This window comes from Acidobacteriota bacterium (assembly GCA_040754075.1).
Lineage (GTDB): Bacteria > Acidobacteriota > Blastocatellia > UBA7656 > UBA7656 > JBFMDH01.
This window is the reverse complement of the sequence record JBFMDH010000043.1, coordinates 18,808-44,696: the sequence shown is the minus strand read 5'-3', so window position 1 is coordinate 44,696 and position 25,889 is coordinate 18,808. Positions and strand designations below refer to the sequence as shown.

Annotated in this window: 20 protein-coding genes; 10 read left to right on the top strand and 10 right to left on the bottom strand. The window is 49.4% G+C overall.

The features are described from left to right. The 3 genes from cas7b to cas6 all read right to left on the bottom strand — a co-directional run bounded on the left by cas7b (position 1) and on the right by cas6 (position 3,607). Positions 1-927, bottom strand: a complete 927-nt coding sequence (cas7b, locus tag AB1757_28740; GenBank protein ID MEW6131052.1) for a type I-B CRISPR-associated protein Cas7/Csh2 — start codon at positions 925-927, stop codon at positions 1-3. Then, positions 924-2,678 carry a hypothetical protein gene (locus tag AB1757_28735; GenBank protein ID MEW6131051.1) on the bottom strand — a complete coding sequence of 585 codons (1,755 nt, stop codon included), beginning with the start codon at positions 2,676-2,678 and terminating at the stop codon, positions 924-926. The genes cas7b and AB1757_28735 overlap by 4 nt, the downstream gene beginning before the upstream one ends. Positions 2,679-2,827: 149 nt before the next feature. Beyond that, entirely contained in the window at positions 2,828-3,607 is a 780-nt protein-coding gene (gene cas6 / locus AB1757_28730) for a CRISPR-associated endoribonuclease Cas6 (GenBank protein ID MEW6131050.1), read from the bottom strand. Positions 3,608-3,676: 69 nt separating this feature from the next. On the opposite strand from cas6, the gene AB1757_28725 reads away from it, so the two are divergent. Together AB1757_28725 and AB1757_28720 are read left to right on the top strand one after the other, a co-directional pair. Continuing rightward, the gene (locus tag AB1757_28725) at positions 3,677-3,997 is read left to right on the top strand and encodes a hypothetical protein (GenBank protein ID MEW6131049.1); all 321 of its coding nucleotides are present in this window, start codon (positions 3,677-3,679) and stop codon (positions 3,995-3,997) included. Between the two features lie 97 nt (positions 3,998-4,094). Then, positions 4,095-4,388 carry a DUF2277 domain-containing protein gene (locus AB1757_28720; protein ID MEW6131048.1) on the top strand — a complete coding sequence of 98 codons (294 nt, stop codon included), beginning with the start codon at positions 4,095-4,097 and terminating at the stop codon, positions 4,386-4,388. Positions 4,389-4,595: 207 nt separating this feature from the next. Here AB1757_28720 and AB1757_28715 read toward each other — a convergent pair whose 3' ends face one another. Next, positions 4,596-5,861: a DUF1223 domain-containing protein gene (locus AB1757_28715; GenBank protein MEW6131047.1), complete on the bottom strand. Its 1,266-nt coding sequence runs from the start codon at positions 5,859-5,861 to the stop codon at positions 4,596-4,598. Between the two features lie 299 nt (positions 5,862-6,160). Further along, positions 6,161-7,051 carry an AraC family transcriptional regulator gene (locus tag AB1757_28710; GenBank protein ID MEW6131046.1) on the bottom strand — a complete coding sequence of 297 codons (891 nt, stop codon included), beginning with the start codon at positions 7,049-7,051 and terminating at the stop codon, positions 6,161-6,163. 206 nt (positions 7,052-7,257) lie between these two features. Here AB1757_28710 and AB1757_28705 point away from each other — a divergent pair, with 206 nt between their 5' ends. Further along, entirely contained in the window at positions 7,258-8,169 is a 912-nt protein-coding gene (locus AB1757_28705) for a LysR family transcriptional regulator (protein MEW6131045.1), read from the top strand. A gap of 582 nt (positions 8,170-8,751) precedes the next feature. Here AB1757_28705 and AB1757_28700 read toward each other — a convergent pair. The 4 genes from AB1757_28700 to AB1757_28685 form a co-directional block, all read right to left on the bottom strand. After that, a complete protein-coding gene (locus AB1757_28700) occupies positions 8,752-11,271 on the bottom strand; it encodes a protein kinase (protein ID MEW6131044.1) in 2,520 nt (839 codons plus the stop codon). A gap of 126 nt (positions 11,272-11,397) precedes the next feature. Next, on the bottom strand, positions 11,398-11,643 hold the full coding sequence (locus AB1757_28695; protein MEW6131043.1) for a peroxidase: 246 nt from the start codon (positions 11,641-11,643) through the stop codon (positions 11,398-11,400). 108 nt (positions 11,644-11,751) lie between these two features. Beyond that, a complete protein-coding gene (locus AB1757_28690; GenBank protein MEW6131042.1) occupies positions 11,752-11,994 on the bottom strand; it encodes a peroxidase in 243 nt (80 codons plus the stop codon). A 259-nt stretch (positions 11,995-12,253) separates the two neighbouring features. Beyond that, positions 12,254-13,657 (bottom strand): IgA Peptidase M64, encoded by a 1,404-nt coding sequence (locus AB1757_28685; GenBank protein ID MEW6131041.1) that lies wholly within the window; start codon positions 13,655-13,657, stop codon positions 12,254-12,256. A gap of 266 nt (positions 13,658-13,923) precedes the next feature. Here AB1757_28685 and recG point away from each other — a divergent pair, with 266 nt between their 5' ends. The 5 genes from recG to AB1757_28660 all read left to right on the top strand — a co-directional run bounded on the left by recG (position 13,924) and on the right by AB1757_28660 (position 23,197). Continuing rightward, on the top strand, positions 13,924-16,065 hold the full coding sequence (gene recG / locus AB1757_28680; GenBank protein ID MEW6131040.1) for an ATP-dependent DNA helicase RecG: 2,142 nt from the start codon (positions 13,924-13,926) through the stop codon (positions 16,063-16,065). Between the two features lie 64 nt (positions 16,066-16,129). Beyond that, positions 16,130-17,653: a redoxin domain-containing protein gene (locus tag AB1757_28675; GenBank protein ID MEW6131039.1), complete on the top strand. Its 1,524-nt coding sequence runs from the start codon at positions 16,130-16,132 to the stop codon at positions 17,651-17,653. Between the two features lie 301 nt (positions 17,654-17,954). After that, entirely contained in the window at positions 17,955-21,221 is a 3,267-nt protein-coding gene (locus AB1757_28670; GenBank protein ID MEW6131038.1) for a carboxypeptidase regulatory-like domain-containing protein, read from the top strand. A gap of 83 nt (positions 21,222-21,304) precedes the next feature. Then, positions 21,305-21,817: a hypothetical protein gene (locus AB1757_28665; protein MEW6131037.1), complete on the top strand. Its 513-nt coding sequence runs from the start codon at positions 21,305-21,307 to the stop codon at positions 21,815-21,817. A gap of 69 nt (positions 21,818-21,886) precedes the next feature. After that, entirely contained in the window at positions 21,887-23,197 is a 1,311-nt protein-coding gene (locus AB1757_28660) for a carboxymuconolactone decarboxylase family protein (GenBank protein ID MEW6131036.1), read from the top strand. A gap of 94 nt (positions 23,198-23,291) precedes the next feature. Here the strand turns inward: AB1757_28660 and AB1757_28655 are convergent, their stop codons facing one another. Further along, a complete protein-coding gene (locus AB1757_28655; protein MEW6131035.1) occupies positions 23,292-24,416 on the bottom strand; it encodes an AAA family ATPase in 1,125 nt (374 codons plus the stop codon). Positions 24,417-24,698: 282 nt separating this feature from the next. Between AB1757_28655 and AB1757_28650 the strand changes: the two genes are divergently transcribed. Beyond that, positions 24,699-24,971, top strand: a complete 273-nt coding sequence (locus tag AB1757_28650) for a hypothetical protein (protein MEW6131034.1) — start codon at positions 24,699-24,701, stop codon at positions 24,969-24,971. Positions 24,972-25,077: 106 nt separating this feature from the next. Further along, positions 25,078-25,854 (top strand): SDR family NAD(P)-dependent oxidoreductase, encoded by a 777-nt coding sequence (locus tag AB1757_28645; protein MEW6131033.1) that lies wholly within the window; start codon positions 25,078-25,080, stop codon positions 25,852-25,854. The last annotated feature ends 35 nt before the right edge of the window (positions 25,855-25,889 follow it).

The window sequence follows — 25,889 nt, the reverse complement described above, 5'->3', positions numbered from 1 at the left end:
TCACAGGCTCATCTTAACAAACTTTGGCATCTCCTTGAGACGATTTTCGATTTCCGCTTTTTCGGTATAGAACTTTACCGTCGATACCTTTTCGCTCTCGGAAACTTCATGTAACGCAGAAAAATCAAGCGTGTAGTCGTCAGAATTGCGAATCTGCTCATCGCGTTTTTCCGAAACCAGTTTGATCAATCGGTCTACGCCGTAAAGTTTTTTATTCGGCCCGGAATAAACGATTTGAATCAGCAACAGCGAATTTTGATTCGACTTGGTGCGCGTATTCGCGTTGTTGACGCTTTCCCACAAAGCTTTGAACATTGCGGAAATATCTTCTTCCGTCAAGCCGGTATGTTTCGCGGAATAGGGATTGATCCAACCATGAATTTGGTTCAGTGAATAAGGAACCACCGTCGTTGTGCCGATTGCTCCGCGAGATTTATCTTCGCTGGATGAAAAGACCGAAGTGTTCTGGTGAATTCGCAAATCGCTTGCATTCAGTGAAGGATTCAGCAAAGCAAATTGAACGGCTCCCGTGAGATTCACGGCATCACCTTCTTCGGTCGAAATTCCGCCGAATAAACGCACATCAATACATTTCTGCAAAATTTTGAGCGCATCGAATTCGGTTTTGCCTTTCTTACCTTCGCGCAAAACTGAGGGGTCATCCTTGAATTTGCTCTTTAAACTCAACATTCTCAGAGCCGCGCCTGAACCTTTAACGCCTTCACCCAGCTGTGATTTGTCATTGATGACATAAACGTCTTTACCATTTTCCACAAAATAATCGCGGATAAAGCGTTTGATGCGAACATCACTGATTAAAACCTTCTTGGTTTCGTCATCATAGCGTTGCTCGCCTGTGAACGGATCGCCGTTTGGCATTGAATAGGTGCTTTCGTAAAGAAACAATATTTCAGATTTGTTGATCATCGATTTTCTCCTTCAACTACGGATGTGTCAGGCCTTTCAAATTTCGCGAAATAGCCTTCAAAAAAGCCGAAGGCGCAATATTCGCGGTGGTACTCTTTGTTCTCCATGTCGCTCAAAATTTTTGCAAGTTCGATGTATTTTTCCTTCAAACTCGGATAAGTTCTTTCGTGAATTGCCAGTTTTTGATTGATAAAATTCGCAAAAGCGACCAAGCCTTGCTTATCGGATATTCGCCTGGAAAGCAGTCCGACATAGTTTTTTTCAAATGATTTGATTTCCCAGGAAACCGGTTGCGCGAGTTGTCCAAGCAGTTTTCCTGCCGCATAACTCTTTGAAGTTCTCATATCTTCCATATCCTTTTCTCCATGGTTATTTCGTAATCTGACCAGAAATTCATAATTAAATTTCAGCAGGTTAAAATCGCCTTTCTCCTGCCTGATGTTGTACTCGGTTTTCTCTATAAACGCCGGAAGCAGAACCGCGTCTTTGTAGTAATTTCCTGAATAAATTTGCGGTAATACTTTGAGCAAATGACTTTGATATTTTTTCTTGTCCTTTGTCACATCACCGAGGATATTCAGGAAAGACATTTTGATACTCAAGGGTTTGATTTTGTCATTTTTGCCGAGCAACTTTTCGCGCTCCTGTTCCACCTTAAAGCGAATGTCCTTCGCTTGATTTGCAAGTTCCGCCAATAAACTGCGTTGTATTCCAGCCAGTTCAATCATATCTACATCAGGCGAAGTCATTCCGCCCGCTTTGCTGAATACAAAATCAAATTCGACAATTTCATCCGATACACTTTCATCAATCACAGGCGTAAATAAAGCATCTAACCCATCCTCGTTTTCTGGTTTGTTTTGTTCAACCAGTTTTTCTTCTGCACCCAATTCATCTTTAAATTTTCGACGTTCAAAAAATTCTTCAATATGAGTTGCTTCAATATTTTTACCTTTTGGCAAGATAATGATCTTAATATCGCGTTCGGAAATGACCGCTTTCGTTGAATAATTGATGGCGTAAATCAAATCCAAAACTTCGTCTTCCGATTGAAATGTTCGCGTTTTGTAGATATTTGAAGCCGAAAAATTCGGAAATGGTAAATTTTTTTCAGGTGAAGCAAGCGTCTTATACAAGCTTTTCCGCAACACTATGGCACCGCTTTGTTTTTCGCCAATAAATTCCTGTAAAAATTTTTTATTGATGGCTTTCAATTCATCTTCAAATTCATACCAATGTTTTTTTTCGCCACGAAAATCGAAATGGAGATAACAGAATCTTTCCAGCCCATATTCTTTCAAAAGGTTCTCAATAGGTTCTCGATTTGCTGCAAAGGATTTACGGAATTTCTCAATCTCTGTGCCATTAAAAGTTTTTGCGTCTTCAATGCCCCGCACGAACGAACTCAACCCGAAAGCGTTTTTAACTTCAGGATTTTCCATTCGATAATAACCCTGCTCTTTGCCTTTTTTATCAATGCCGTAAGAAATATCACCCCAGATATATTTCATTAAACTATCAGCGTCAGAAGATTTATAAGCGAGATAATAGAAATGCCGAATAACATTTTCGTTATGAAAGTCTGTATCCAGATTGGCGAAATCAAATGTAAAATCTTCGCGCACAGGCAAAACAAGATAAACCACATCGGTTTTCTTATCTTTTTTCGGCGCAGGCTTGATGTAGCGGTGATGACGCAAACGCCTGGATTCTCGCAACGTTTTCCCAATTTGCAAAAGCGTATCAAGCATTTTTGAAATTCTCCTTATAATCGTTCACAACCGATTCCCATTCCAATCATTGAGACTCATGCCAACCGCACAAATGATTGAATTTCGCCAAGCGACATCTTACAAAATGATTCATCACTTATAGCGTTCGGCAACCTTGCCGGACTATCTCAGGGACAAACTTCAGCCAGTCCGAAGCCCATCGAATTGCGGCTGCCGAAGCCCGCTTCGTAGCCGAGTTTGATGAGTTCAAGGCTGCCTTCGACGCTAAACGGCGCAAGCCAGCCGCGCACCTTAATGGCTTCGCGCCCTTCACCGTTTATCTCAACTAAGGACGACACCCGTTTGCCGCGCCGCATCTGCTCTTTGACATACTCGCCGTCCCACGTCCAGCGAAAGCGCCTATCCTCAGGCGCGCGTCCGTGCAGCGCCTCATATTTGCGCAGCAGGTTGCGTTGCATCACCTCAGACCAATTCTCTTCAATCGTTAAAAATCGCACGCGGCCTTCTGCGTCTCTGAGCGATTCGGTTATCGGCGACAGAGCGCGCATTTTCAGGCGCTCGGTAAATCGCGGTTCCGGCAACGACTCGGCTTCTGCCAACACGAATTCCGTCCGGGCGATTTTGAACCTCGCGCTTTGAAAAAGTCCCGATACGAAATGCTCAATGAACGCGGCGACCGGCGAACTCACCGTCCATTCAACTTCGGGCGACTGCAAATGCAATTCGTCACCGACGCGGCGACGATGCAAGGGGTTCAATCTGGAAAAGGCGAAAAGCTTGAATTTTCTGCCGTTTTCCGCCATAAACCCGGCTTCGTGCAGCTCGGTCGCAAAGGCGCTCGACGATTGCCCGACGATTTTATAAATCAAGGAAGCTGCCTGATGATTGCTGTTTAAGGGCAAACGAGCGCCCACACCTAAAGCTTTCAGTTTTAATCTGACCCGCAATTGATTTCTCCCCAAATGATGAACTGTCAGTGCCTGATGCAACCAATGACGTAAACCGGCAAAAAAACGATGCAAAATTTGCTTGAATATTTTTTGAGAAGGTTGGTGTATAACATTTTTAACGCAATCCGGGTAATCAGCGCAGGTAGGTTTGCCGGGTGTGGGTTAAAAATGGCGTGCAAAAAAATGAATGCGCCGCTCAAGCGCCATCAAGCGATAATCAGCCTGCTTAAACCGCTCTTCCAACATCCGTTTGACCCGAAGTCGGTTTGGAATTCAACGCTTACTTTTATTCGTTTGGGGGACTTGATAAGCTCTGAAGGCTTGGAGTTAATGAAGCAGCAAAATTGTCCTGAAAGTAAATTGGTTTCGGGCGAGTTTATATTGTGATTGTCGAGTGGCACGCGGTCACCAGCAAACCGGGTTCAAGCAAATTGCCGTTTACCATTTGGCTGAGGAACCGCGATTTCGGATGGAGTTTATTTCTATGTGCAGAAACATCAAACCGTTATTTAACTTTGAGCCGCTGGTGACGGATGAAGAGATTCGCGCCGCCGCATTGCAATACGTGAGAAAAATCAGCGGTTTCAATAAACCATCGAAAACCAACGAAGCGGCGTTCTTAGCTGCGGTTGACGAAATCGCTGCCGTATCTCGAAAGTTATTGGACACGCTTGCCACCAACGCGCCTCCAAGAAATCGTGAACAGGAAATTGACAAAGCCCGCGAACGCAATGCCAGGCGATTTGCCGTTAAACCGCTTTCATCGGCAAACCGATAGCTGCATCTTGAGCCGCAACGGTCTTTGACTTCGCCGCTCTATCCATCCAAACCCAAAGCGAGATTTCCCTTCACAAACCGTCAAAGACCTCGCCGGTCGCTACGCGCAACTCACTCATATCGCAAGATGGCATGAGATAAGGTGGGAGGCTCAGTTCACATCGAAAGGTGGGAGGTTCGTCTTATATCGAAAGGTGGGAGGCGCGGCTCACATCGCGCCACTCAGTTTGATGGTTGCAGCACCCAACACATGACGACTTTTACGCTCCTGCACAAAAACCAGCGCCTTGAGGTTTTGCAGGTTCCAGTCTTTATTCAAATCCACTTTCGTTTCGCCATTAAACTTGCCGTCTTCGATGTCACCAATTTTTTTGAGCCTGCGGGCAACTGCCGAATGCCGGAGTTCGCGACCGGCGTTTTCACCGCGCGAGACATTGCTTTGTAAATCGCTTTCGCTAATCGCCAATATCACCTCGGCGCTATCGCCGCTGGCAATCAATGGGACCTCGTCCACCTGAACCCGGAGCCTGAGCGATTTCGCGGCGGCGTCCATGACCTCTAAACCGATAGCCGCTTTCGGTAAACGCGAAGCCCTGGCAATTTCTTCGAGAGCGGTTTCGCGGCGGTTGCCGATGACTTCCACGCGACCATCAATCACCAGTTGCGGCGTATAGATATCTTTGAGTTTAAGCACCCGCGCATAATCAAGCTGCCGCTCGGTGAATCCGGCTGCCGAAAACCGGTCTTTCCAACCCAGACGGTTCCAGTAATCGACGTGTTCGCTGAGAATCAAAATCTGTGCGCCGCCCACCGGTTGGGTCTGTTCAAACTCGGTCAATAAGATATCCGCCGATGGACACGTAGAGCAGCCTTCCGAAGTAAACAGTTCGACCAGCACAGCAGGTTGCGCCGTTGGTTTTTGCCTGCGAATTACGGCGCTCGCGTCAGGCGCATTCCACAATAAGGTCGCGAGCAATAACATCATCAACGGCATCGCTGCAAATCGGCGCACCGCCAGAGCAATCGGCAAGCCTACACAAAACATATGAATCAACATTCCGGTAGCGACGCCGACCATCGTATAGGTCATGTTGGAAAACGCCAGCCGCAAAACAACGAAATACATAAACAGATAAACCGCGATGCCATATGAAAATCCGCTGAGGATGGGCGACGATACCAAAAAAGATAATTTGCGACTCGCGAAGTAATAGATGGTGGCGGCAACAAAGGCAATCAGGAAATGCAGGAAAAGCCCAAGCAAAGCCGTCGTCCAGCCGCCTTTGTAAGCGTCTACGCCAAGCAATCCGCTGGCGACCGATTGCAATACCCATTGCGGGCTGCGTCCACTTCGCAAACCACTGTTGATGCAGGCAGCAGTAATATCCAGGATTCCGGCTAACAGTCCGCCCCAGAGAATCGGTTGAAAGGTTATCAGTTTTTCCGGTGCAAGGGTCGCAGATTCTACGCTCATTCGCTCTCTCCTTTTTGCGTCGTTGGGTGTTGCGGTCGAATTACTTGAGAAACTTCTGTGCGTCTGGGTTTCGGTTGAAGTAACGATTATAGAAATGCATCAGTTCAAACGTCGCTCACAGAAAGCCGCAAAAGAGCAGATTTGGACAACTAAACCGGAATGCAGAAGGTTGGTACACGACACATTGAGAAAAAGCCCGGTTTATCGGCATTTTTTCAACATCGAGTCAATCCATCTCCGGCATCTCGGTTTAGCTGTGACCGGTTGATTGACCGGGGTGAAAAGATTGGTGGAAGCAATTATCGGCGAAGGGCTTTTGGGGATACGCCGAGCAGCCGCCGCATATGACGCGCCAGATGGCTTTGATGAGCAAACCCGGTTTCAAAAGCAATCTGGCTGATCGACAGCTTGCCATCCGTAAGCAAGGTTTTGGCGCGCTCGACCCGTCGTCTGATCAGATATTGATGGGCGGTTAAACCGACCGATTCGCGAAACAGGTTTTTGAAATGCGAAACGCTGAGACCGGCAATCTCTGCCAACTCGCGAAGCGATAAATCCGCACTGAGATGGTCTTCGATATAGGCAAGCACCTGTCGCAACTTGCGCTCCGGCAAACGACCATTGTATTTCTGCTGGGGAAGCGTCATCGAGCTATAATAACGCAGAAGCCTGGTGGCGACGGAAACCGCCAGGCTATCGAAGTACAATTGCCCGCACGGATAGCCGCTTTCCATTTCGGCTTTCAAAACCAGTCCGATATTTTCCAGTTGCTGGTCGCGCAGTTGAAAACGGTTTTGAATCTCCAGGCGAGCCGGGTCAATAGCAAACTCTTCGGCTACTGTCTGTATCAATTCCGGCGACAAACTCATAATAAACGCCGTATCTTTTTCTTTAATCTCCCAGAGGCTCGGCGTGTTTGCAGGGATGATGTCTATATCACCATGCACGGCTAAGCCGCGATGATTGTAGCCCCCTCGGCGACAGGCAAGCTGAACCGGTTGCCCGATATGCATGGAAACGATGGTGTTTGTCAATCCCGGAACTTCGATTAAACCGGGCGGGTCAGAGAGCAACCTTAACCGCATGTGGTTTTCTTGAATGCTTCGCGAAACCATAATCTCAGAGGCATTGATTGAAGCCTGTGCCTCAGAAATCGGCGTCGGTAATTTGGTTTTGATTACGGCTGCCATTGATTAAAAATGTTCTCACTTCTCTTGATGATGAACAAGCGCCGGCGCGGGTCTTGCAAGGCTTTTCATAAATTTAAAGCAACTGACTTTACCAGTAAAACTGAATATCCTTGATTGAACGCCCGTTATCCTTGTCGCTACGCGGTTATCTGTGTTGTCTTCAATGCCTATTTCTTTTAAGATTGCGGCGATACTTCTTTATTCCGATGGAGCAGAGACTTCTCAAGACCTTCAAAGCGGTTGCCGACGCAGGCTCTTTCACCAGTGCAGCGGCGCGCGTGCACCTCACGCAAGCCGCCGTCAGTGTTCACATCAAACAACTCGAAGAAGAGATTGGCACGCCGCTTTTCCTGCGCGTCAACAAGCGGTTGATTTTGACCGATGCCGGAAAAGTTTTGCTCACCCACGCCGAAAAAATCCTGCGCGCTTATGACGCCGCAAAAAATGAACTGGCGGTGATGACCCAGGTTGCCAAAGCGCGTTTGCACATCGGGGTGGCATCAACCGCAATCACCGTGCGCCCGCTTCCGGAAATTTTGAGCGAAATCAAAAGCCATCACACGCCGCTTGATTTATCGGTGATTGGCGGCACCAGTGAATGGATTATCCAACAGATCACCGAAAATAAAATGGATGCCGGCTTGGTTTCCTTGCCGGTTGAAAGTTCCGATGTGCTTACCGAAACCCTGAGAAGCGACCGATTGGTCGTCGTCCTCAATCCGCAACACCGGCTTGCCAAAGCCCGCTTGATTTCGGCTGACCAGTTGACCAACGAACCGCTGATTCTGGGCGAAAAAGGCGGCAATACCCGCCGTCTGATTGATCTCTTTTTTGAAAAGAGCGGCATTTCACCGGCAGTGGTAATGGAACTTCAACGCACCGAAGCGATATTAAAAATGGTTGAACGCGATTTCGGCGTAACCATCTTGCCGCAATCTGCCGTGCAGGGTGAGGTCAGGCGTGGGCGGCTGGCAATGCTGCGCATTCGCGATTTGCATTTGAAATGGGAACTCGGCACCGCTTATTTAAAAAGCGCTTACACCCCACCGGTGGTCAAATCGTTTATTAAACTTTGCCGGGCTTACATCGGTGAAACGGGTTCACTTACCGGCGAATGATGATTTGCCCGCTTGAAATTTATTCCGACAAAAATTGTATAACGATTTCCCACACTAGATACTTTCTTTCCAAATGAATTGAAAATCACTTCCCACAAACGCCCCGAAATTTTTACCAATCACTCTCCACGGTTTTCTCATCTGTCCGGTAAAGCGGCATTTATTAGTGATTTAGCAAAGGTTTTGCAAAGCATTGGGCGGCTGGCACAGGGTGTGCAAAGCTAATTGCCGGTACGCTAACGATAGAAATAAAAATTGTGGAGTAATGGTTATTTAAAAATCTGAATGAATATAGGCATTGGTCACTCTCCCAATTACCAATGGCAATTTTATAAATCGATATAATTTCCTCACCCATTCACTTCATCTTTTAAGGTGAGGTGTGTCTAAAGTGATCGATTTTTGAGAAGGCGCAAGAGTGAGAGCGAAGCGTTTGTGAAGAAAGTGTGGGACACGGTGAGCGCTTAGAAACTTCCTCGTTTCGTTCTCCGTCTTGCGCCTTCTCTGATTGAGAATCACCTTTTCCCTCACGGTCAGAGACCCTGTTTTCAACGGTTGTTTTTGGTGATTGGTTAAGAAATTTTATTGCGGCAAGCCGATGCGTTGCAGAATGCTTTGAAACCGCGGGTCGCTGCGAAAGCCATCAAACACCGGGTCAACTTTGAGCCAGACGACATAATACGATTTTTCCTCACACACTTTATCGAGCCACTCAAAGGCGCGGTCACGCTCATTCATCGCCGCATAGACAATGGCAATCATATAGGGCGAAACGTATTGTTGTTTGCCAAGGGTTTGCAACTCGTTGAGAATTTTTGTTGCCTCGGTTCTCTTCCCCGCAATGGCATATTCACGCGCCACCCATCCTTTCATAGTCGGGTCTTGAAAAAGTTCAAGCGCCCGCGTAAATGCCGCTGCCGCCTCCGTATATTTGCCCTGACCTTCATACACCAGCGCCAGTTGAAAATGACCTTCGGCAAAATTCGGTTCAATCGCCAGGGTTTTCTGCAATTGTAAAGCCGCTTCATCATAACGCCGGGCGCTGCACAAAGCTCTACCCAAGCCGGTGTTGATAATCATTGACAGCGGGTCAAGTTCAACAGCCTTTTTCAACGTCACATAGGCTTCATCGTGACGCCCCATGCTGCTTAAAAAGATGCCGTACCAGTGATGCGCCGTCGCATAATTTATATTTTTGGCAATCGCCAACCGGTATTCCTTTTCGGCTTCTGCCCAGTTCCATTCATATTCATAGACCGCCGCAAGCGAGGTATGCGCCTCGGCAAGCGAGTCATCAAGTTCCAGGGCTTTGATGGCGGCAGCTTTTGCCAGCGGCGAAGACTCGGTCGTTGGCATCTTGCCATATTCGCCAAGCAGCGAATAACAATCCGCCATCCCTGCAAAGGCGAGCGCATAAGCCGGGTCCTCGGCAATCGCCTGTTTGAAATATTCGATACCGCTTTCCATTGCCGCAGGCGTGCGTTTATTCCATTGATAACGCCCGCGCAAATAGAAATCGAAGGCTTCGGAATTTGCGGGCTGTGATTTTACCAGTTGCTTTTGCTCTTCGCTGGTCAATGTGAGATTGAGATGGCCAGCAACTTGCCGGGCAATCTCTTCTTGCAGAGTAAGCAAATCGGCGCGTTTTCGCGTGTAGCGTTCGCCCCAGATTTGCGAATTGTCGCGCGCATCGATGAGTTCGGCATTGATAATCACTTCATCGGCTTGTTCATTGACTCTGCCCATCAACACCGCATCGACGCCAAGGGCGCGTTGGATTTCCCGCGCATCCGGTTGCCCGCGATATTGAAATGTCGAATTGCGCGACATCACTTTCAAATGCGAAGAACGCGACAGATGATTGATGAGGCTTTCGGCAATGCCATCCGACAAATAATCTTTTGCCGCATCGCCGCTTATATTGGTAAACGGCAACACCGCAAGCGAATTGATTTTTCCCTGCGCTTTATTGCTTATGAAAAAAATCACCGCAATCGCCGCAACCAGCAACATCAGCGCGCCACCTATCCAGTAATATTTTTTACTCGCCGGTTGCTGAATGGTTTGCGAAACCACTTTTTCGGTTTCGCCGCTATGCAGCAATTCGGTTTCGGACATTTCAACCGTCGCTTTCAAATCTTCACTGGTGTTGATTTGCCGGCGTTCGCCGGTTGGTGGGCTGCTCGGTTCAGGCGGCAGTGAGGGTTCCATTCCTGCCTGATATTCCAGACGATATTTGACGCGCTTTAAATCCGCGAGCATTTCCGCAACCGTTTGATAACGTTCGCTCACCTCTTTTGCCAGAGCCTTTTTGATTGCCTGTTCCAATCGCAGAGGAATTTCCGGCACGTACTGAGCAAGCGGCGCAGGCTCTTTCGTCAAAATGGCAACAATCAAATCGCTGACGGTTTCGCCTTGAAACGGGCGACGGCGGGCAAGCATTTCATAAAGGCAAACGCCAAGACTGAAAATATCCGTGCGCTCATCAACCGCCAGACCGCGCGCCTGTTCGGGCGACATGTAATTCGGGCTGCCGATAATCATGCCCGGCTCGGTCTTTACGGCGGTTTGCATCAACGTCTCTTCCGAATCAAGGTCAAGCGAACTGGGACTGGCAAATTCCTGTGTCAGTTTGGCGATGCCGAAATCCAAAACTTTCACGTAACCATCGGGACGCAACATGATGTTATCGGGTTTGATGTCGCGATGAATGATTCGCGCCTGATGTGCGGCAACCAGGGCATTGGCGGTTTGCATCGCCACATCGACCACCTCAAGCAATTCCATGCGTGAATGGCTCAGTCGCTGGCGCAGGGTTTCGCCTTCGATGAATTCAGTTACCAGAAAATGCGCCTGTTCGGTTTTGCCAATTTCATGAAGGGTGATGATATTGGGATGATTGAGCGCAGAAACGGCGCGGGCTTCCTGTTCAAAACGCGACAACCGTTTTTTATCCTGAATCAAATCATTCGGCAAAATTTTGAGCGCCACTTTGCGATCCAGGCGAGTGTCTTCGGCAAGATAAATTTCACCCATCCCGCCCGAACCCAGCGAGTGGGTGATTTTGTAATACCCGATGTATGTGCCCGATGTGAACGGCATGACTTAGTAGGCAGTAGGCGGTAGGCAGCAGGCAGTCTCTGTCATCAATCGTAATGAAGGTTCTCCACCTGCATTCATCACAATTTTGGTGATGTCGGCAACTGCCTACCGCCTACTGCCTACTGCCTACTTCTTCTCCTCTTGAAAATATCCGTGCGAAGCGATGCGTTTGCCCGACATTTCATAAGCGAACGCCGGCATATCTTCGGTTCCGGCGGCATCGTTCCAGCGATTGTAAAAATTGAACAACGCACAAACCGTGATGGCATCGTAAATCGCTTCGTCCGTCCAGCCAAAGGTTTTCAATTCGTCAATGTCCGCTTGGCGGATTTGATTCGATGCCGAGTTTACTTTTTCAATGAAGGCAAACAAAGCTTTTTCTGCATCGGTGAGACGCGATGAACGGTAATCGCTCAGGACTTCCTCGACCAGTTTCGCGTCACCTAAAGTTTCCGCAGCGCCCGCCGCGTGTGCGCCGATTCAGAAAGGGCAATCATTGCGCCGCGACGTGAAAGCGGCAATGAGTTCCCGCATGCCTGCCGAAAGCGGCGACGCGCCGCGCATCACTTCTTCAGTAAAACGCGCCAGATGTTCGGTCATCTGCGGTTTGAAAGCAAACAAGTGCCAGATTTGCGGCACCGGCAAATCATGCGCTCGCATATGGGCGATGCGTTCGTGGTAATCGGTATTGCCCGCTTTATTTTCGACATCGTTTAAAAACATAGTTGCGCTCCTGTGAATTTCATCACCCACAGCTTTCAAACTTTTTTAGAAACTACGGAACAGACGGAATGAAACGGAACAAACGGAAAATTAAACGGCTGAAATCAACCGTAGGAATAACGTTTGGTTTCCGTTGGCGCAGAAGTAGAAATTATAGTGGTTTCCGGTTTTCTGTAGCCACTTTTGAGATTTTCCGTCTGTTCGGTTATTTCCGTTGGTTCCGTATTCTCTGCCAACCCTGGCAAAGCGAACGGCAAACTTATTTCGCGTACAAATCAATCACCCGTTCGATAGCGCGACTGCAAACTTTGCAAAACGCCTTGCTGCGCGTGAACATAATGCAATCGACTTCGGGGCGATAATAACCTTTGGCTTCGTACATCGCGCCTTCAAATGCGCCGACTTTGCCGAAATATTTTTCTTTGGCAAAAAGTTGCACTTCAAATTCGCGGCTCTCGCGAAACAAGGCTTCCATCACCTCTTCCGGGCGATTTTCGGCGCGAATCTGGGCGCGACGCCTTTGATATTCAAGCGAACGTTTATCGAATTCCTCTTTTTGCCAGGGCGTCGGAATCGGCGTCGTCGGTTCCATCAGGTCTTTCCACTTCAAATTTTTCGGGTCAAGCAATGCCGTGACATTTGGTTCCCAGGGTTCCGCGCGTTCACCGACCGGCGCATATGCGACAGGCGAGGTGTAGTATTCATCGGCAAGTCCCGCGAAATGATGCCCGAATTCGTGAACGAAAACATACGGCGCTTGTTCGCTGTCTGCGGCAACCGTGCTGTAGAGAGCGAATATTCCGCCGCCGCCATAGGTGCGCGTGTTGGTGATGATTTCGACAAACTCATACGGCGCAAACTGCGCGACCTCGCGCCACGCGCGGTTATCAAACGTCAAAACATAGCGCTCGGAACCGAACGCATCATAGGTTGCGCCAAGTGGTGAGCGGCGATGAATGCCGGTCGAAGGTCGCGAGATGCCCGATTCGATTGCGGGCGGACAGATTGCCCAGATATTGAAATCCTGACGGCGCTCTTTGAATGGCGAAGTCGCAAAGAGGATTTCAACCAGCCTTCGCACATCACTTTCAAATTTCTTCGATTCGGCTGCGGTGTAGCCATCGCCCATAATTAAAAAATCGACTTTGGTTGCCGGGTCGCCTGCCTTTTGAATTTCAATGACCGGCGCGGGCGCAACCATTTTCGCTCGATCAATGAATATATCTTTAGGGTCAACGATGAGTGACCAGATTTGTTGAAAAGCATTGTTGGCGTCGCGTTTTTTCAAAACGATTTGCACCGCTGCCGCAGGCGCAGGAAACCTGAAGGATTCATGAAAGGTGCGATTGAGTTTTTTGGCTTCATCGGTAGTTTCCCATTCACCATAAATCGAAGCAAAGCCGCGCGAATAGATGACGCGGTTGGTCGCGCGGTCAATGACTTCAAAATAATATTTGCCCAGATTGGTATCATCAACCGCGCGGTTCATATGCCCAGCCCAGGCGAGCGGTTCCATAACCACGCGGTCAAGGCTGAACAATTCCTGCGCTGCATTGCCGGTATGAAAATAATCGAGCCGCAGGGTTTGCCCAGCCGCGCGCGCCTGCGTTGAACCGAAAATTAAGACGATTAAAAGGACTGTGAAGTAAGCGAGCTGTTTCATAGCCGAGATTTTAACAATCCGTTTTGAATTCGCCCAATGCGTTTGACCTGCCAGTTTACTCACCCTAGAATTTTCGCGTCATCAGAATTATGAAAACCACAGAGACAAAGAAGGAGAAAGGGAGAGGGGGAGAAAGGGAGAGGGGGAGAAAGGGAGAAAGGGAGTAGGGGAGCATTTTTAATACGACTCACAATTGCAAGTTACCGAAGGTTATCATCCCCCTCTCTCTTTCTCCCCTTCTCCCCTTCTTTTCTATAAATGTCTTTATGCTCAAACTATCAACGCCACTTTATCAACTTCACCTGCACGAGATTCCGCGTGTTGCAACCAAGACCGCGCAGAAACTTGCCGCCGGGGTTGCCGCCACCGTTGGTGAACCCAATGCCTTGAAAGTCACAGTTGATGATTTGCTCAACTATCTGCCGATGCGTTACGAAGACCGCTCGAATCTCACGCGCATACGCCAGTTGCAGCATAACGAATTTGCCACCATCGAAGTCGAAGTCCGCATTGCCGGAACTTATGCCGTGAAGGGCGGCAAACTGCGCATCTTTGAATTTTCCGGCGTCGATGAATCGGGGCAGATTCGCGCTTACTGGTGGAATCAGGCGTACCTGCAAAATTCATTTCCTCGCGGGCGCAAAGTTTTACTTTACGGGCAATGGAAACGCGGGCGGCGCGGTTTCTTTGAAGTCGAAAATCCCGATTACGAATTCGTCAATGACGACGAAGATGCCGAACCCATTCACACAGGTCGGCGCGTGCCGGTCTATCGCAAACTCGGTGAAATTCGCTCGAAACAGTTGCGCTCGGTGATGTATCACGTTTTGCAAAAACTCGACTGGTCGGAATTTGAAGAACAACTGCCAATAGATATTCTTCATCGCGCCGATTTGATTTCCCGCGCCGATGCTTTTCGACAAATTCATTTCCCATCGGAAGACGCGCCGCTTGCGCTTTATAACGAGTATCAATCGCCCGCGCATCGTCGTTTGATATTTGAAGAATTTTTCTGGCTGGCGTTTGCGATGGGGCTTCGCCGTCAAGGGCGTGAAGCCTCGACTAAGGGAACGCTCATCGAAATCAATGACCGCGTGCGCGACGCCGTGCGCAGCATTTTGCCGTTTAAACCGACGAATGCCCAGAAGCGCGTGTTGAAAGAGATTGTCGATGATATGACCAGCTTGAAGCCGATGAATCGCTTGTTACAGGGCGATGTCGGATCGGGAAAAACCATCATCGCCGTGCAAGCCGCCATAGTGGCAATTGAAAACGGCTATCAATCGGCGCTCATGGTGCCAACGGAAATTCTCGCTGAACAGCATGCCAAAACCACCAAAGGCATTCTGGCGAAATCGCCTTATCGTGTAGAGCTTTTGACCGGCTCGTTTACCGCCGCGCGCAAACGCGACATTCACGCGGCAATTGAAGCGGGCGAAGTCGATTTCGTCATCGGCACTCACGCTTTGATTCAGGAGGGCGTGAAATTTTCCAAACTCGGATTTGTGGTGATTGACGAACAGCATCGCTTCGGCGTGATGCAACGCGCAGAGTTAATGAATCGCGGTTATAATCCCGATACTTTGGTGATGACGGCAACGCCGATTCCGCGAAGTCTTACGATGACGATTTACGGCGACCTTGATGTGTCTGTGATTGACGAGATGCCGCCGGGCAGAAAGCCGATTATCACCAAAGTTCGCGGCGAAGATGCGCGCACCAAAATTTATCATTTCCTCGATGACATTATTCGCCAGGGGCAACAGGTTTACATCGTTTATCCACTGGTCGAAGAATCGGAAAAACTTGATTTATTGAACGCCACACAGATGGCTGAACATTTGCAAACCGCCGTCTTTCCAACTTTCAAAGTCGGACTGATTCACGGCAAGATGAAGCAGGAAGAAAAGGATGCGGTGATGGATGATTTCCGGCGCGGCGCTTCACATATACTGGTTGCAACCACGGTGATTGAAGTCGGCGTCGATGTGCCCAATGCCAATGTAATTTTGATTGAACACGCCGAACGCTTCGGATTATCGCAACTCCATCAATTGCGCGGGCGCGTCGGGCGCGGCGATGCACAGGCTTACTGCATTTTGCTGGCGGGCGATAAACGCACCAGCGAAGCGCGTGAGCGGCTTTCGATTATGGAACTGACGAATGATGGGTTTAAGGTGTCGGAAAAAGATTTGGAAATTCGCGGACCCGGCGAAGTGATGGGCACACGGCAATCGGGCATCCCGACCTTTCGCATCGGCAATATCGTGCGCGACCGCGAACTGGTTGAAACGGCAAAACGCGCGGCGGATTACCTGCTCAACGAACGGCGCAATTCACGCGATACGGCAAAGCTGGTTGAACACGTCAAAGCCCAAGCCAAATTCGGACTCGCCGCCGTCGGTTAAGAATTGCTCAGATAAAAAGCAGTGGTTATTCTTAGGGCGTTTACGCTCATTCAATTTCAAAGATATGGACATTATTCTTTTGCTAATCAGGCTCGCGCTTGCTGTTGTGTTCGGAGTTGCAGGGGTTTCCAAGCTTGCGGATTTAACGGCATCGCGAAAAGCGGTCGCCGGGTTTGGGGTTCCCGAGCGTCTGGCAAATTCTGTTGGTTGGATGTTGCCGGTTGCGGAAATCATCACCGCTGTCGGTTTATTATTTATCGAGTCCGCCTGGGTTGCGGCGATTGCGGCATTATCGCTTTTAGGACTATTTATTATTGGCATCAGTGTGAACCTTGTGCGCGGACGCCAACCCGATTGCAACTGTTTCGGGCAGGTGCATTCCGAACCCATCAGTTGGACATTGGTTATGCGCAATTTAATTTTTTCCGCGCTCGCTCTGTTGGTTATCATTCAGGGCAAAAATAATGCAGGAATGGATATTTTTAAATCGGGAGAGGATTTTACAGTGACCGGAAAACTTGAGCTTTTCATCAATATCGCCATCCTTGCAGTGTTAGCTTTCATCGCCATCACCCTCAAACAACTGCTCAACCAACAACTGTCGATTGTCAAAAATCTCGAAGGCTTGAAAAACGATTTGCTCGGCGAAGATAAACCAGAAACGATCACCCGTGAAGATGTCACGCCGCCCACGCAACACTTGCCGGTGGGCGCGCCTGCGCCGGAGTTCGCTTTAGCAAGCCTTGATGGCGGCGAAATCGCTTTACAGTCGCTGCTCGCGAAAGGCAACCCGCTGATGCTGTTTTTTGTTTCGCCTACGTGCTCGCCCTGCGCGACGCTGCTGCCGGATTTAGAACGCTGGCAAAAAGAATTGGCTGACCGTTTCACTTTCGCGCTCATCAGCAAAGGTGCGCTTGCAGAAAATCAGACGAAGTTTGCCGATTACGGCATTGACTATGTGCTCCTGCAAAACGAATCGGAAATCGCTGACGCTTATCTGGCACAGTGGACGCCGGGCGCGATACTCGTCAAAGCCGACGGGGTTATCGGCAGCCAGGTCGCCTATGGAACCGAACAGATCAAAAAACTTTTCGACCACGTCACCAGCCTGAATGAAACCAAGCCCTGGTTTTCCAAGCCGTCGTCTGCACAGGGCGATTTGGAAAGCATCAAGCCGACCATCGGCGATAAAGCGCCACACGTTGAATTGCCGGATTTAGCGGGCAACCCGGTTACGCTCTCGGATTTTTTCAACAAGAAAACTTTACTGCTTTTCTGGAGTCCGAACTGCGGTTTTTGCAATGCGATGTTGGATGAAGTGAAATCGCTTGAAGCGCGACCGGCAAACGGCACCCGTTTGGTTATCGTTTCCAGTGGCAGCGCCGAACAACTTTCCGAACAAGGTTTGCAATCGCCGATTCTGCTGGATGACAAATTCAAAACCGGCGAAGCCTTTGGCGCATCGGGAACGCCTTCTGCGGTGTTGATTGATGCGGAAGGTAAAATCGCTTCCTCGGTCGGCGTCGGCGAAGTAGAAGTTCTCGCGCTTGCCGGGGTGTCGCACAGCAAGGTTGCAAAACAATCCTGAAATTAAATCCGCGACAAAGCTCCGAAGGAGCGCCATTCAATAGCTTGGAGCATCGCCCCAAAACGTGAGGCACACACTTTTCAAGCATCGAATCTAAACCCAACGCGATGCGTTGGGTTATTGAGTTTCGCTTTGAATAAGTTTGCGACCTGTTTTTCTTTGTCAAACATTTGACGAACTTTCACTCATTGAGTAAGCTGTATGCCCTCAACACGGGTTCCGGCAATACCGTAAAAAAATAACAATAAAAATAATCGGCTTTTAATAAGGTGTTCGCTCCAAACAAATTTGGAGTAGGCACATGACAATCAAATATTTACGAGGTTGCAGCGCGGGTATCGTTGCGCTCCTGCTTTTTCTGTTTCCCTTTTCCGCTCTTGCACAATTAACCGAATCTACCCTCAAAGGTGTGGTCGCCGATACCACCGGCAGCGTCGTTGCCGCTTCGCCGGTCGTCGTTAAAAACGAAAGCACCGGGCAGGTGCGTTCAACTGCGACCGATGATAACGGCGCATTTTTTATCGCCGCGCTGCCTTCCGGCGCATACACGATTTATGTGCGCGTGCCGGGATTCAAAACCTTTGAACAGGCGGGACTCAAACTCAATGTCGGGCAAGTCACCGAACTCAACATCAAACTCGAAATCGGTGAAGTCACCGAAAAGGTCGAGGTCAGTGGCAGCGACATAAAAATTCCCGTCGCCACCGAAGGCCGCCTTTCAGATACCTTCGTACAAAGTGAAATCAATAACCTGCCGCTCGCGCAACGCGATGTTTTTCTGCTTCCGAAATTGAGCGCCGGGGCAACGGCAATTCCGGGCGCGGCTTCTTCAACCAAACTCACTAACTCGCCGGTCATCACCGTCAACGGCAATCGCTATCGCGGCAATAACTATGTTTTGGATGGCGCCATGAATTCCAATCCGAACAACAGCGGCGAACCGGCGATTGTGCCAAGTCTCGAATCGCTCGAAGAAGTTCAGGTGCAGACCGGCAACTTTTCCGGCGAGTTCGGACGCGGCAACGGCGCGGTCATTAATCTCAGAACCAAATCGGGAACCAACGGATTTCATGGAAAACTCTGGGAATACCATCGCAATGCGGCATTGAATGCGCGCAACTTTTTTTCAACCCGACGCGCGCCGCTCACATTCAATCAATTCGGGGCAAATTTCGGCGGACCCGTTGTCAAAGATAAAACTTTTTTCTTCGCTTCATACGAAGGCACGCGCAACGCTACAGGGCAGGCGTTGACTTTTCAGGTCGAGACGCCTGAATTTCGGGATTATGTTTTTCGTACTGCGCCTAACAGCGTCGCCGCACGATTGTTGAAAGAATTTCCTGCGCCCACTCCCTTGCCCGGCTCAGGCAATAACCGATACGCAGACCAGACCAACCTGACAACCCCGCAAGGCGTCATCCCGGCGCTCGGTCGCGCTGCCGTCACGCTCAAAGATTACGTGCGTTTCGACCAATATCTGGTTCGCCTCGACCACTCGTTTAATCAAAGCAAGGACAAATTGACCGGCAGATGGATTGCCGAATATCAACGCGACGAAGGCGGCACGAGTTCATCGCGCGCCACCCGGGGCAAAGCGATTCGCGGCTCTCGTGGCCCCTTCGATGGCACGTTCGGCAATCTCAATATTGGACACCTTCACATCTTTGACCGCTTCGTCAATGATGCGCGATTCGCTTATCAATCGATTGATGCGACACGCGGCAACGAAAACGCCGTTGTGCCGGATATCACCATCACCGGAATGACCGCGCCATTCGGTGATATTTTCGTCGGTCAATCGCTGCTCAAAACTTATGAAGTGCGCGACACCGCGACGTTAGACAGAGGTCGCCATTCAATGCGTTTTGGATTTGAGTTTCGCAAAGTCACCAAAGGACTATCGATTGGCCCGCCAAGCGCGGGCGCATTCGCATTCAATAATCTTGCCGATTTTGCTGCCGATAAACCGTTTCGCCAGACGCTCACCGTAGACCCGACAACCGGCGAGCCTGTTGCCTTTCCGCGTTACTTCGCGCAATACGAAAGCGGCATTTTCTGGCAACACGATTGGCGAATCAGTTCCCGATTGAATCTCAGTTTAGGTTTACGGCATGACTATTTCGGAACCGTGTCGGAACGCGAAGACCGGCTTTCATCCATTGTGTTTGGTGAAGGCGCGAATTTCCGTGAACGGCTGGCGAATGCCGCTATCAAACGAGTTGACCGGCTCTACAACCCTGAGAAGAAAAATTTCTCGCCGCGCATCGGATTATCATTTGATCCCACAGGTGACGGGAAAACGGCTCTGAGAGCCGGTTTCAGCGTGGCTTACCAACCGCATCACGGACAATCGATTTCCGGCGCGCGCGCCTTGCCGCCCGATGCCATTCAAGGGGTGATTCAACCATCAAGCCGCATCGGCACGCAGATTCTTTACAACATTCCTGTGCCGTTCAATGCGGAATTTGCTCGCGGGTTGAATGATAAAGGCGGGGTTATCAGTCGTCCGGGCGAACCGCCGATTCGCATCACAGGGTTTGTGGTCAATCCCGATATTAAAACCCAGTACAGCGAAAGCTGGTTTTTGAATGTGCAACGCGAAATCATCAAAAACTGGATCGTTGAAATCGGCTATGTCGGCACCAATGGCATCAACCTCGAACGCATTGATGACGTGAATCGTTTTGCGGGCGATTTGCTCGATGGTCGGGAGGACCGCATCAATCCGAATTTCGGGCCGCTGCTGTTTGTCACTAACGGCGTAACTTCAAATTACAATGCCATGACCGCAGAGGTTCGCCACAACTTCGCCAGAGGGTTTTCCTTGCAGGCGAATTATCGCTGGTCGAAATGGCTCGATACTTCATCGGATACTTCGACCGGACAATTTGCGGATAATTCCGAACCGGGCAAAGGCGCGCAGGATGTCAGTTGTTTAAAATGCGAGCGCGGGCGTTCCCTCTTCGATATTCCGCATCGCTTTTCTGCGTCGTTTATTTGGGTGCCGGTATTTTTCAAAAGCGATGGTTTCCTCGATCAATTGGGACGCAACTGGCAGATTTCAACCATTGTGACGGCACAATCCGGTCGCCCGTTTTCGGTGTGGAATGGCGCTTCGTTTCGCGCCGGCGGCGATTACAACGCCGATGGCGGCGGCGGTGCGGTTGGCGGCGGATTTTATGACCGACCGGATGCCCCGGCGGCGGGTGCAATAAAAGGTTCGTTCGGCAAGAGCGATTTTTTAAATGGACTCTTTGACCCGACGATTTTTCCGAAACCTCCAGCGGGACGCAATGGCACACTCGGCAGAAATACCTTTCGCGGCCCGCGCTACACGACCGTGGATTTCGCACTGGCAAGAAATTTTATTATCGGTGGCGAAAGACAATTGCAATTTCGCATCGAAGCATTCAACGCCTTCAACAATGTGAATCTCTATTTGCCGAACACCGATTTGTCTTTGGCTTTGCAAGCCGATGGGACATTTTCTAAAACTTCGCCGTTCGGTAAATCCACACAAGCCTTTGAAGCGCGCACCCTGCAAGCCAGTTTGCGATTCGTCTTTTAGTTAATCAAAAACCGACGGCGCTTTCGATATAACCAATCGGTCGCTGAGCAGTTGATTGAAAGCGTCGTCTCAAGGTTAAGCTTATGAAAAACATCCTTGCATTGTTTATGATTTTGACTTTTTCGTTGCCCGGTTTTGCCCAGGGTTCCGCCTGGCGTCAGGCAACGGAAAAAGAATTGGCAAAGGTGATTCCTGACCGCGCGCCGGTTGAAAAAGAGCGCATCGAAACCGAATTCCGCACTGCCACAGGCATTACCGACGGGCAGGGAAAATTCATTGCCGCGGTGGTCATCATCACCGCAGGCTATGCGGCAGATGGCAAATACTCACACTTCTTTTTCAATCAGGTTGCCATCAAAACCGGCGACGTGAAATTGCCTGCCGGTGAATATGTGTTCGGCACCCGGCGCATTGATGATGATTCGCTTGAGGTCAAATTTTATGAAGCGGCAACCGGCAAATTGGTCGGCGCAGTAAAAGCGATTAAAGAAACGCGGCGGGTTGCCGTGCGCTCGTTTGCCATCCTCCCGCCGGAAAAGGGCAAAGGGATGATGCAGGTCGGTCGCTTCTTTTTCAGTTATGAAATGCTGAGTTGATGAATTGTTCACTTTGAAAAATAGCCGCCTTTAGAAAACGCCGCTATTGAAGATTACAGGAGCTTGCTTATGCGTTTTTTTAGATTGATTACCGTCTGTTTGATTGTGTTGTTGGCGTTTGCAAATTTTGCCTCGCGGACTTTAGCCGCAGATAAAAAAGCGAGTGATGCGGTCATGGATTTTACGAAACTTGACGCGCTCGCGAAAAAACGAGTGGGTGCCGGGTCGCGTGTGGCACTAGTTGCAGAATCTTCCGAACTGCTTAAAGGCATCGATGGATTGGAACCTGCCGAAAGCGGGCGCATCCCCAATTACCTTCGCGCCATTGCGAATTTGCCGAATGCTGTAAAACCGATGGCACGTTTGGTTAAAACCTTTCTCTATGGCGGGACGCTTGCGCCCGAACTCAAAATGAGTATGGGACTAAAAATCGCGCAGCTTCACGCGAGTCCTTATGTTGCAGCGCATCTGCAAAGATTTTTGAAAGCCAGCGAACGCGGTCAGAAAATGCTCGTTTGTCTCAGGTCAAATGATTTTGCCGCGATGCCTGTAGCTGAGCAAATGGCTGTGAAATATGCCGAACTTTTAACCGCAGATGTTCACGGCGTCAGCGATGAAGATTTTCAAAAAACCCGCGCTTATTTCAATGATTCGCAAATCGTCGAACTGACCATGACCGTCTGTTTCTTTAACTACTTCACGCGATTTTGCGAAGGCTTGAATTTGCCGGTTGAAGCGTGGGCGCTTGATACGCCTGCGACTAAATCGACGAAAAAATATGAACCACCGGCGGCGCGCATTGCGTTGATTTCCGATGAAGAGATGAATGCCATCAGTGATGTGTTTGCGGCTTCCAGGAGCAACACCTCACCGGCATCGGGTCTGGGACTTGGCATCGCCAATTCACAACGCGCGATGATTCAAGTGCCGGATATGTACGCAGCCTGGCGCGCTTACGGCACAGCGGCGCGCGAATACGCAGAGGTCAGTCGTGAAATCAAACTTCACGTTTCGTTTGCGGTTTCAATGGCGAATGGTTGTCGTTATTGTACGCTGCATCAGGTGCTCGGACTCAGGCGTTTAAATGTTGACCCGGCGAAATTGATGGCGATGAAAAAAGACGATTCCAGGCTGACGCCACGCGAACTCACGGCGGTCACTTTTGCGCGCAAATCAACCGCTATGCCAGCAGGGATTACTGATGATGATTATGAAAAGTTGAAACGCGAATTTAAGGAACAGGGGGCTCTGGAAATTTTACTGCAAACCTGCAACTTCGCTTATATGAATCGCTTTACCGACGGACTGCGCCTGCCTTCGGAAGATGAAGCGATCAGAGTTTACCGGGAAATTTATGGCGGAGATTTTAGGGCGAAATAAAATTTTACGGCTCTTGTGATGGTGCCAAAATTTAAAGGCTGGCAAGTTCAAACTTGCCAGCCTTCTTTTTATGCACTCAATTTTTGCTTGAGTGTTATGCAGCGATACGCGATTCATCAGCTTTCCCGAACGCAAAAGCGGCTTCGAGAGCTGCGGCTGCGCGTGTCTCTTCGGCTTCATCGCGGAAAAATGCCAGTTTACCGGTTTCCGCGTTCATATCAACCACAATCACATCGCCAACTCGCGCTTGTCTGGTCGCAGCAAGGTTGGCAAGCGGGGTGACTACAAATCTTTCCACAGCGCGTTTCAAATGGCGCGCACCATAGCGAAGTTCGGTGCCTTCACTTAATAAAAAGTCTTTGGCTTCATCCGTCACTTTGAAAGTGAAACGGTCGCACATGCCGTCGTTGATGCGACGTTGGATTTTTTTGAGTTCAAGGTCGAGAATCATGCGCAACTGCTCTTCCTTGAGGCTACGGAATACTACTGTTTTATCAATACGATTCATAAACTCAGGTGAAAATTTGCGGCGCGCGGCATCCATCGCCGTGCGATAAATTTTCTGGTCGAGTTCGGATTCCTGGAGTTCACTCTTTTTCGATGGCGCAAAGCCGATGGAACCGGTGATGAGTTCGCTCATCTCTTTGGCACCGAGATTCGAGGTCATAATAATAATCGTCTGTGAAAAATCGACGGTGCGGTTATCACCGAGTGTGAGTCTTCCTTTGTCTAAAACGCCAAGCAACAGTTGCCACAAGGCGTCAGAGGCTTTTTCGATTTCATCAAACAAAACCAATGTAAAAGGATTCTCTTCGGTTCTGAACTTGTCGAGATTTTCCTGACTGAGCAATGGTGAAGTTTCGCGATGTCCGAGATAGCCCGGAGGAGAACCAATCAGTTTGGCAATTTCATGCGAATGTTGAAATTCGGCACAATCAATTTTGATTACCGCATTCGGGTCAGTGAACATCATTTCGGCTGCGGCTTCGACCACATGGGTTTTGCCCGAACCGGTCGGCCCTAAAAATAACATGGTGCCGATGGGTTTGGTTTGATTGGTCATACCCGCTTGAAAGACTTGATAGAGCGCGGTCATGCTGCGCACCGCCCGGTCTTGACCAATGACGCGATGACGCAACCCGGCTTCAAATTCCAACGCGCGAGGACTTCTGGCATTGGGGTCAAGGACAATCATTTTTTTCTTTCGTTCGTTGTTCATATCGTACCATCCTTTGGCGCTCTTTAGTTGTCGCCTTTCAAAACGTCACGCTTGCAATTGTCTCCTTCTCATTCATTAACGCAAGAAGGTCTTGCAATATCCCTCAGCAAACGCTTCTAGCCTCTACTTGCCCGTTTGCTCTGCTCAAAGAGCGACGCAAATTTGATGCCGCCTTTGTATTCCACGTTTTCCTTACAACCTTTTGACAACTTCATAACTTATAAATGCTTGTGACAAACTTACTGACAACAACCTTTTAGTCACCTTTACGGGAATTTTAAATTGTCAAACAACCTCGCAAATTTAATTTTTTCTGCTGTTTTCTCCTACGATTTTCTTTTGCCAAAAGGTTCTTTTTTTACATTATTTGTCACCCGTTCAAGGAATCAGCTTGCAGAATCTGTCACCTCAACGGGGCAGGTTTTAGCGTTTATTTATCATCACCGTTTCAAAGAACTCCAAGCTCACTACTTTTCAAATCCCCAAGAAGGCAATATCTATTCCCGAAAAGTTTCCCGGCGGAATTTTGCAAGTCGCCGATTGACCCTCACCTAACAATTTGAGCCACGAACTGCACTGTTTGATACATGGTTCTTTTGTTTTGCTGTGCTTGAATCAGCTATGATGTCCGCCGCAGATCAATCACATCGAGGAGAATCGCATGAAATTGCAAGCTCAGGTAGCACTGATAACCGGCGGCGGCAAAGGCATCGGTCGCGCCATCGCGCGGCTTTTTGCCAGCGAGGGCGCGAAAGTTGTCGTCAATGGCACCGACCAAACTGCCATCGAAAGTGTCGCCAAAGAAATCAATGAAAGCGGCGGTCAAGCTATTGCTTACCCGGCTGACATCGCAGACGAAGCCTTGGTTAAACAGATGGTGGAAACGACCGTCAAGGAATTCGGCAAGCTCGATATTCTCGTCAATAATTCCGGCATTGCCGGGCCGACGGCGGCGGTGGTTGATGTTTCACGCGACGAGTGGGATAGGACTTTAGCGATTAATTTGACCGGCGCGATGCTCTGCGCCAAATACGCTTTACCGAATATGATTGAACGCCGAAGCGGCACAGTGATTAACATCACTTCGGTTGGCGGGCTTGGCGGGTATGCCTATCGCAGTCCCTATTGCGCTTCCAAATGGGCGATGATCGGTCTATCGAAAACCATTGCGCTTGAAGCCGGCCCCTATGGCATCACGGCAAATGCCATCGCGCCGGGTCCGGTTCGCGGCCCGCGTATCGACGCGGTCATTCAAAAACGCGCCGAAGCGATTGGCAAATCTTTTGAAGAGGTCGAACGCGAATACACGGGGCAAACGGCGCTTAAACGCATGGTTGAAAACGAAGATATTGCCGAGATGGCATTGTTTTTAGCTTCAGCCGCCGGTCGCAATATCACCGGTGAGGTGATTAACATTTCAGCCGGAATGAGAGTGTAAATCAACCAGGCGCAGAGGCTGGTCAGGCGCTCTCT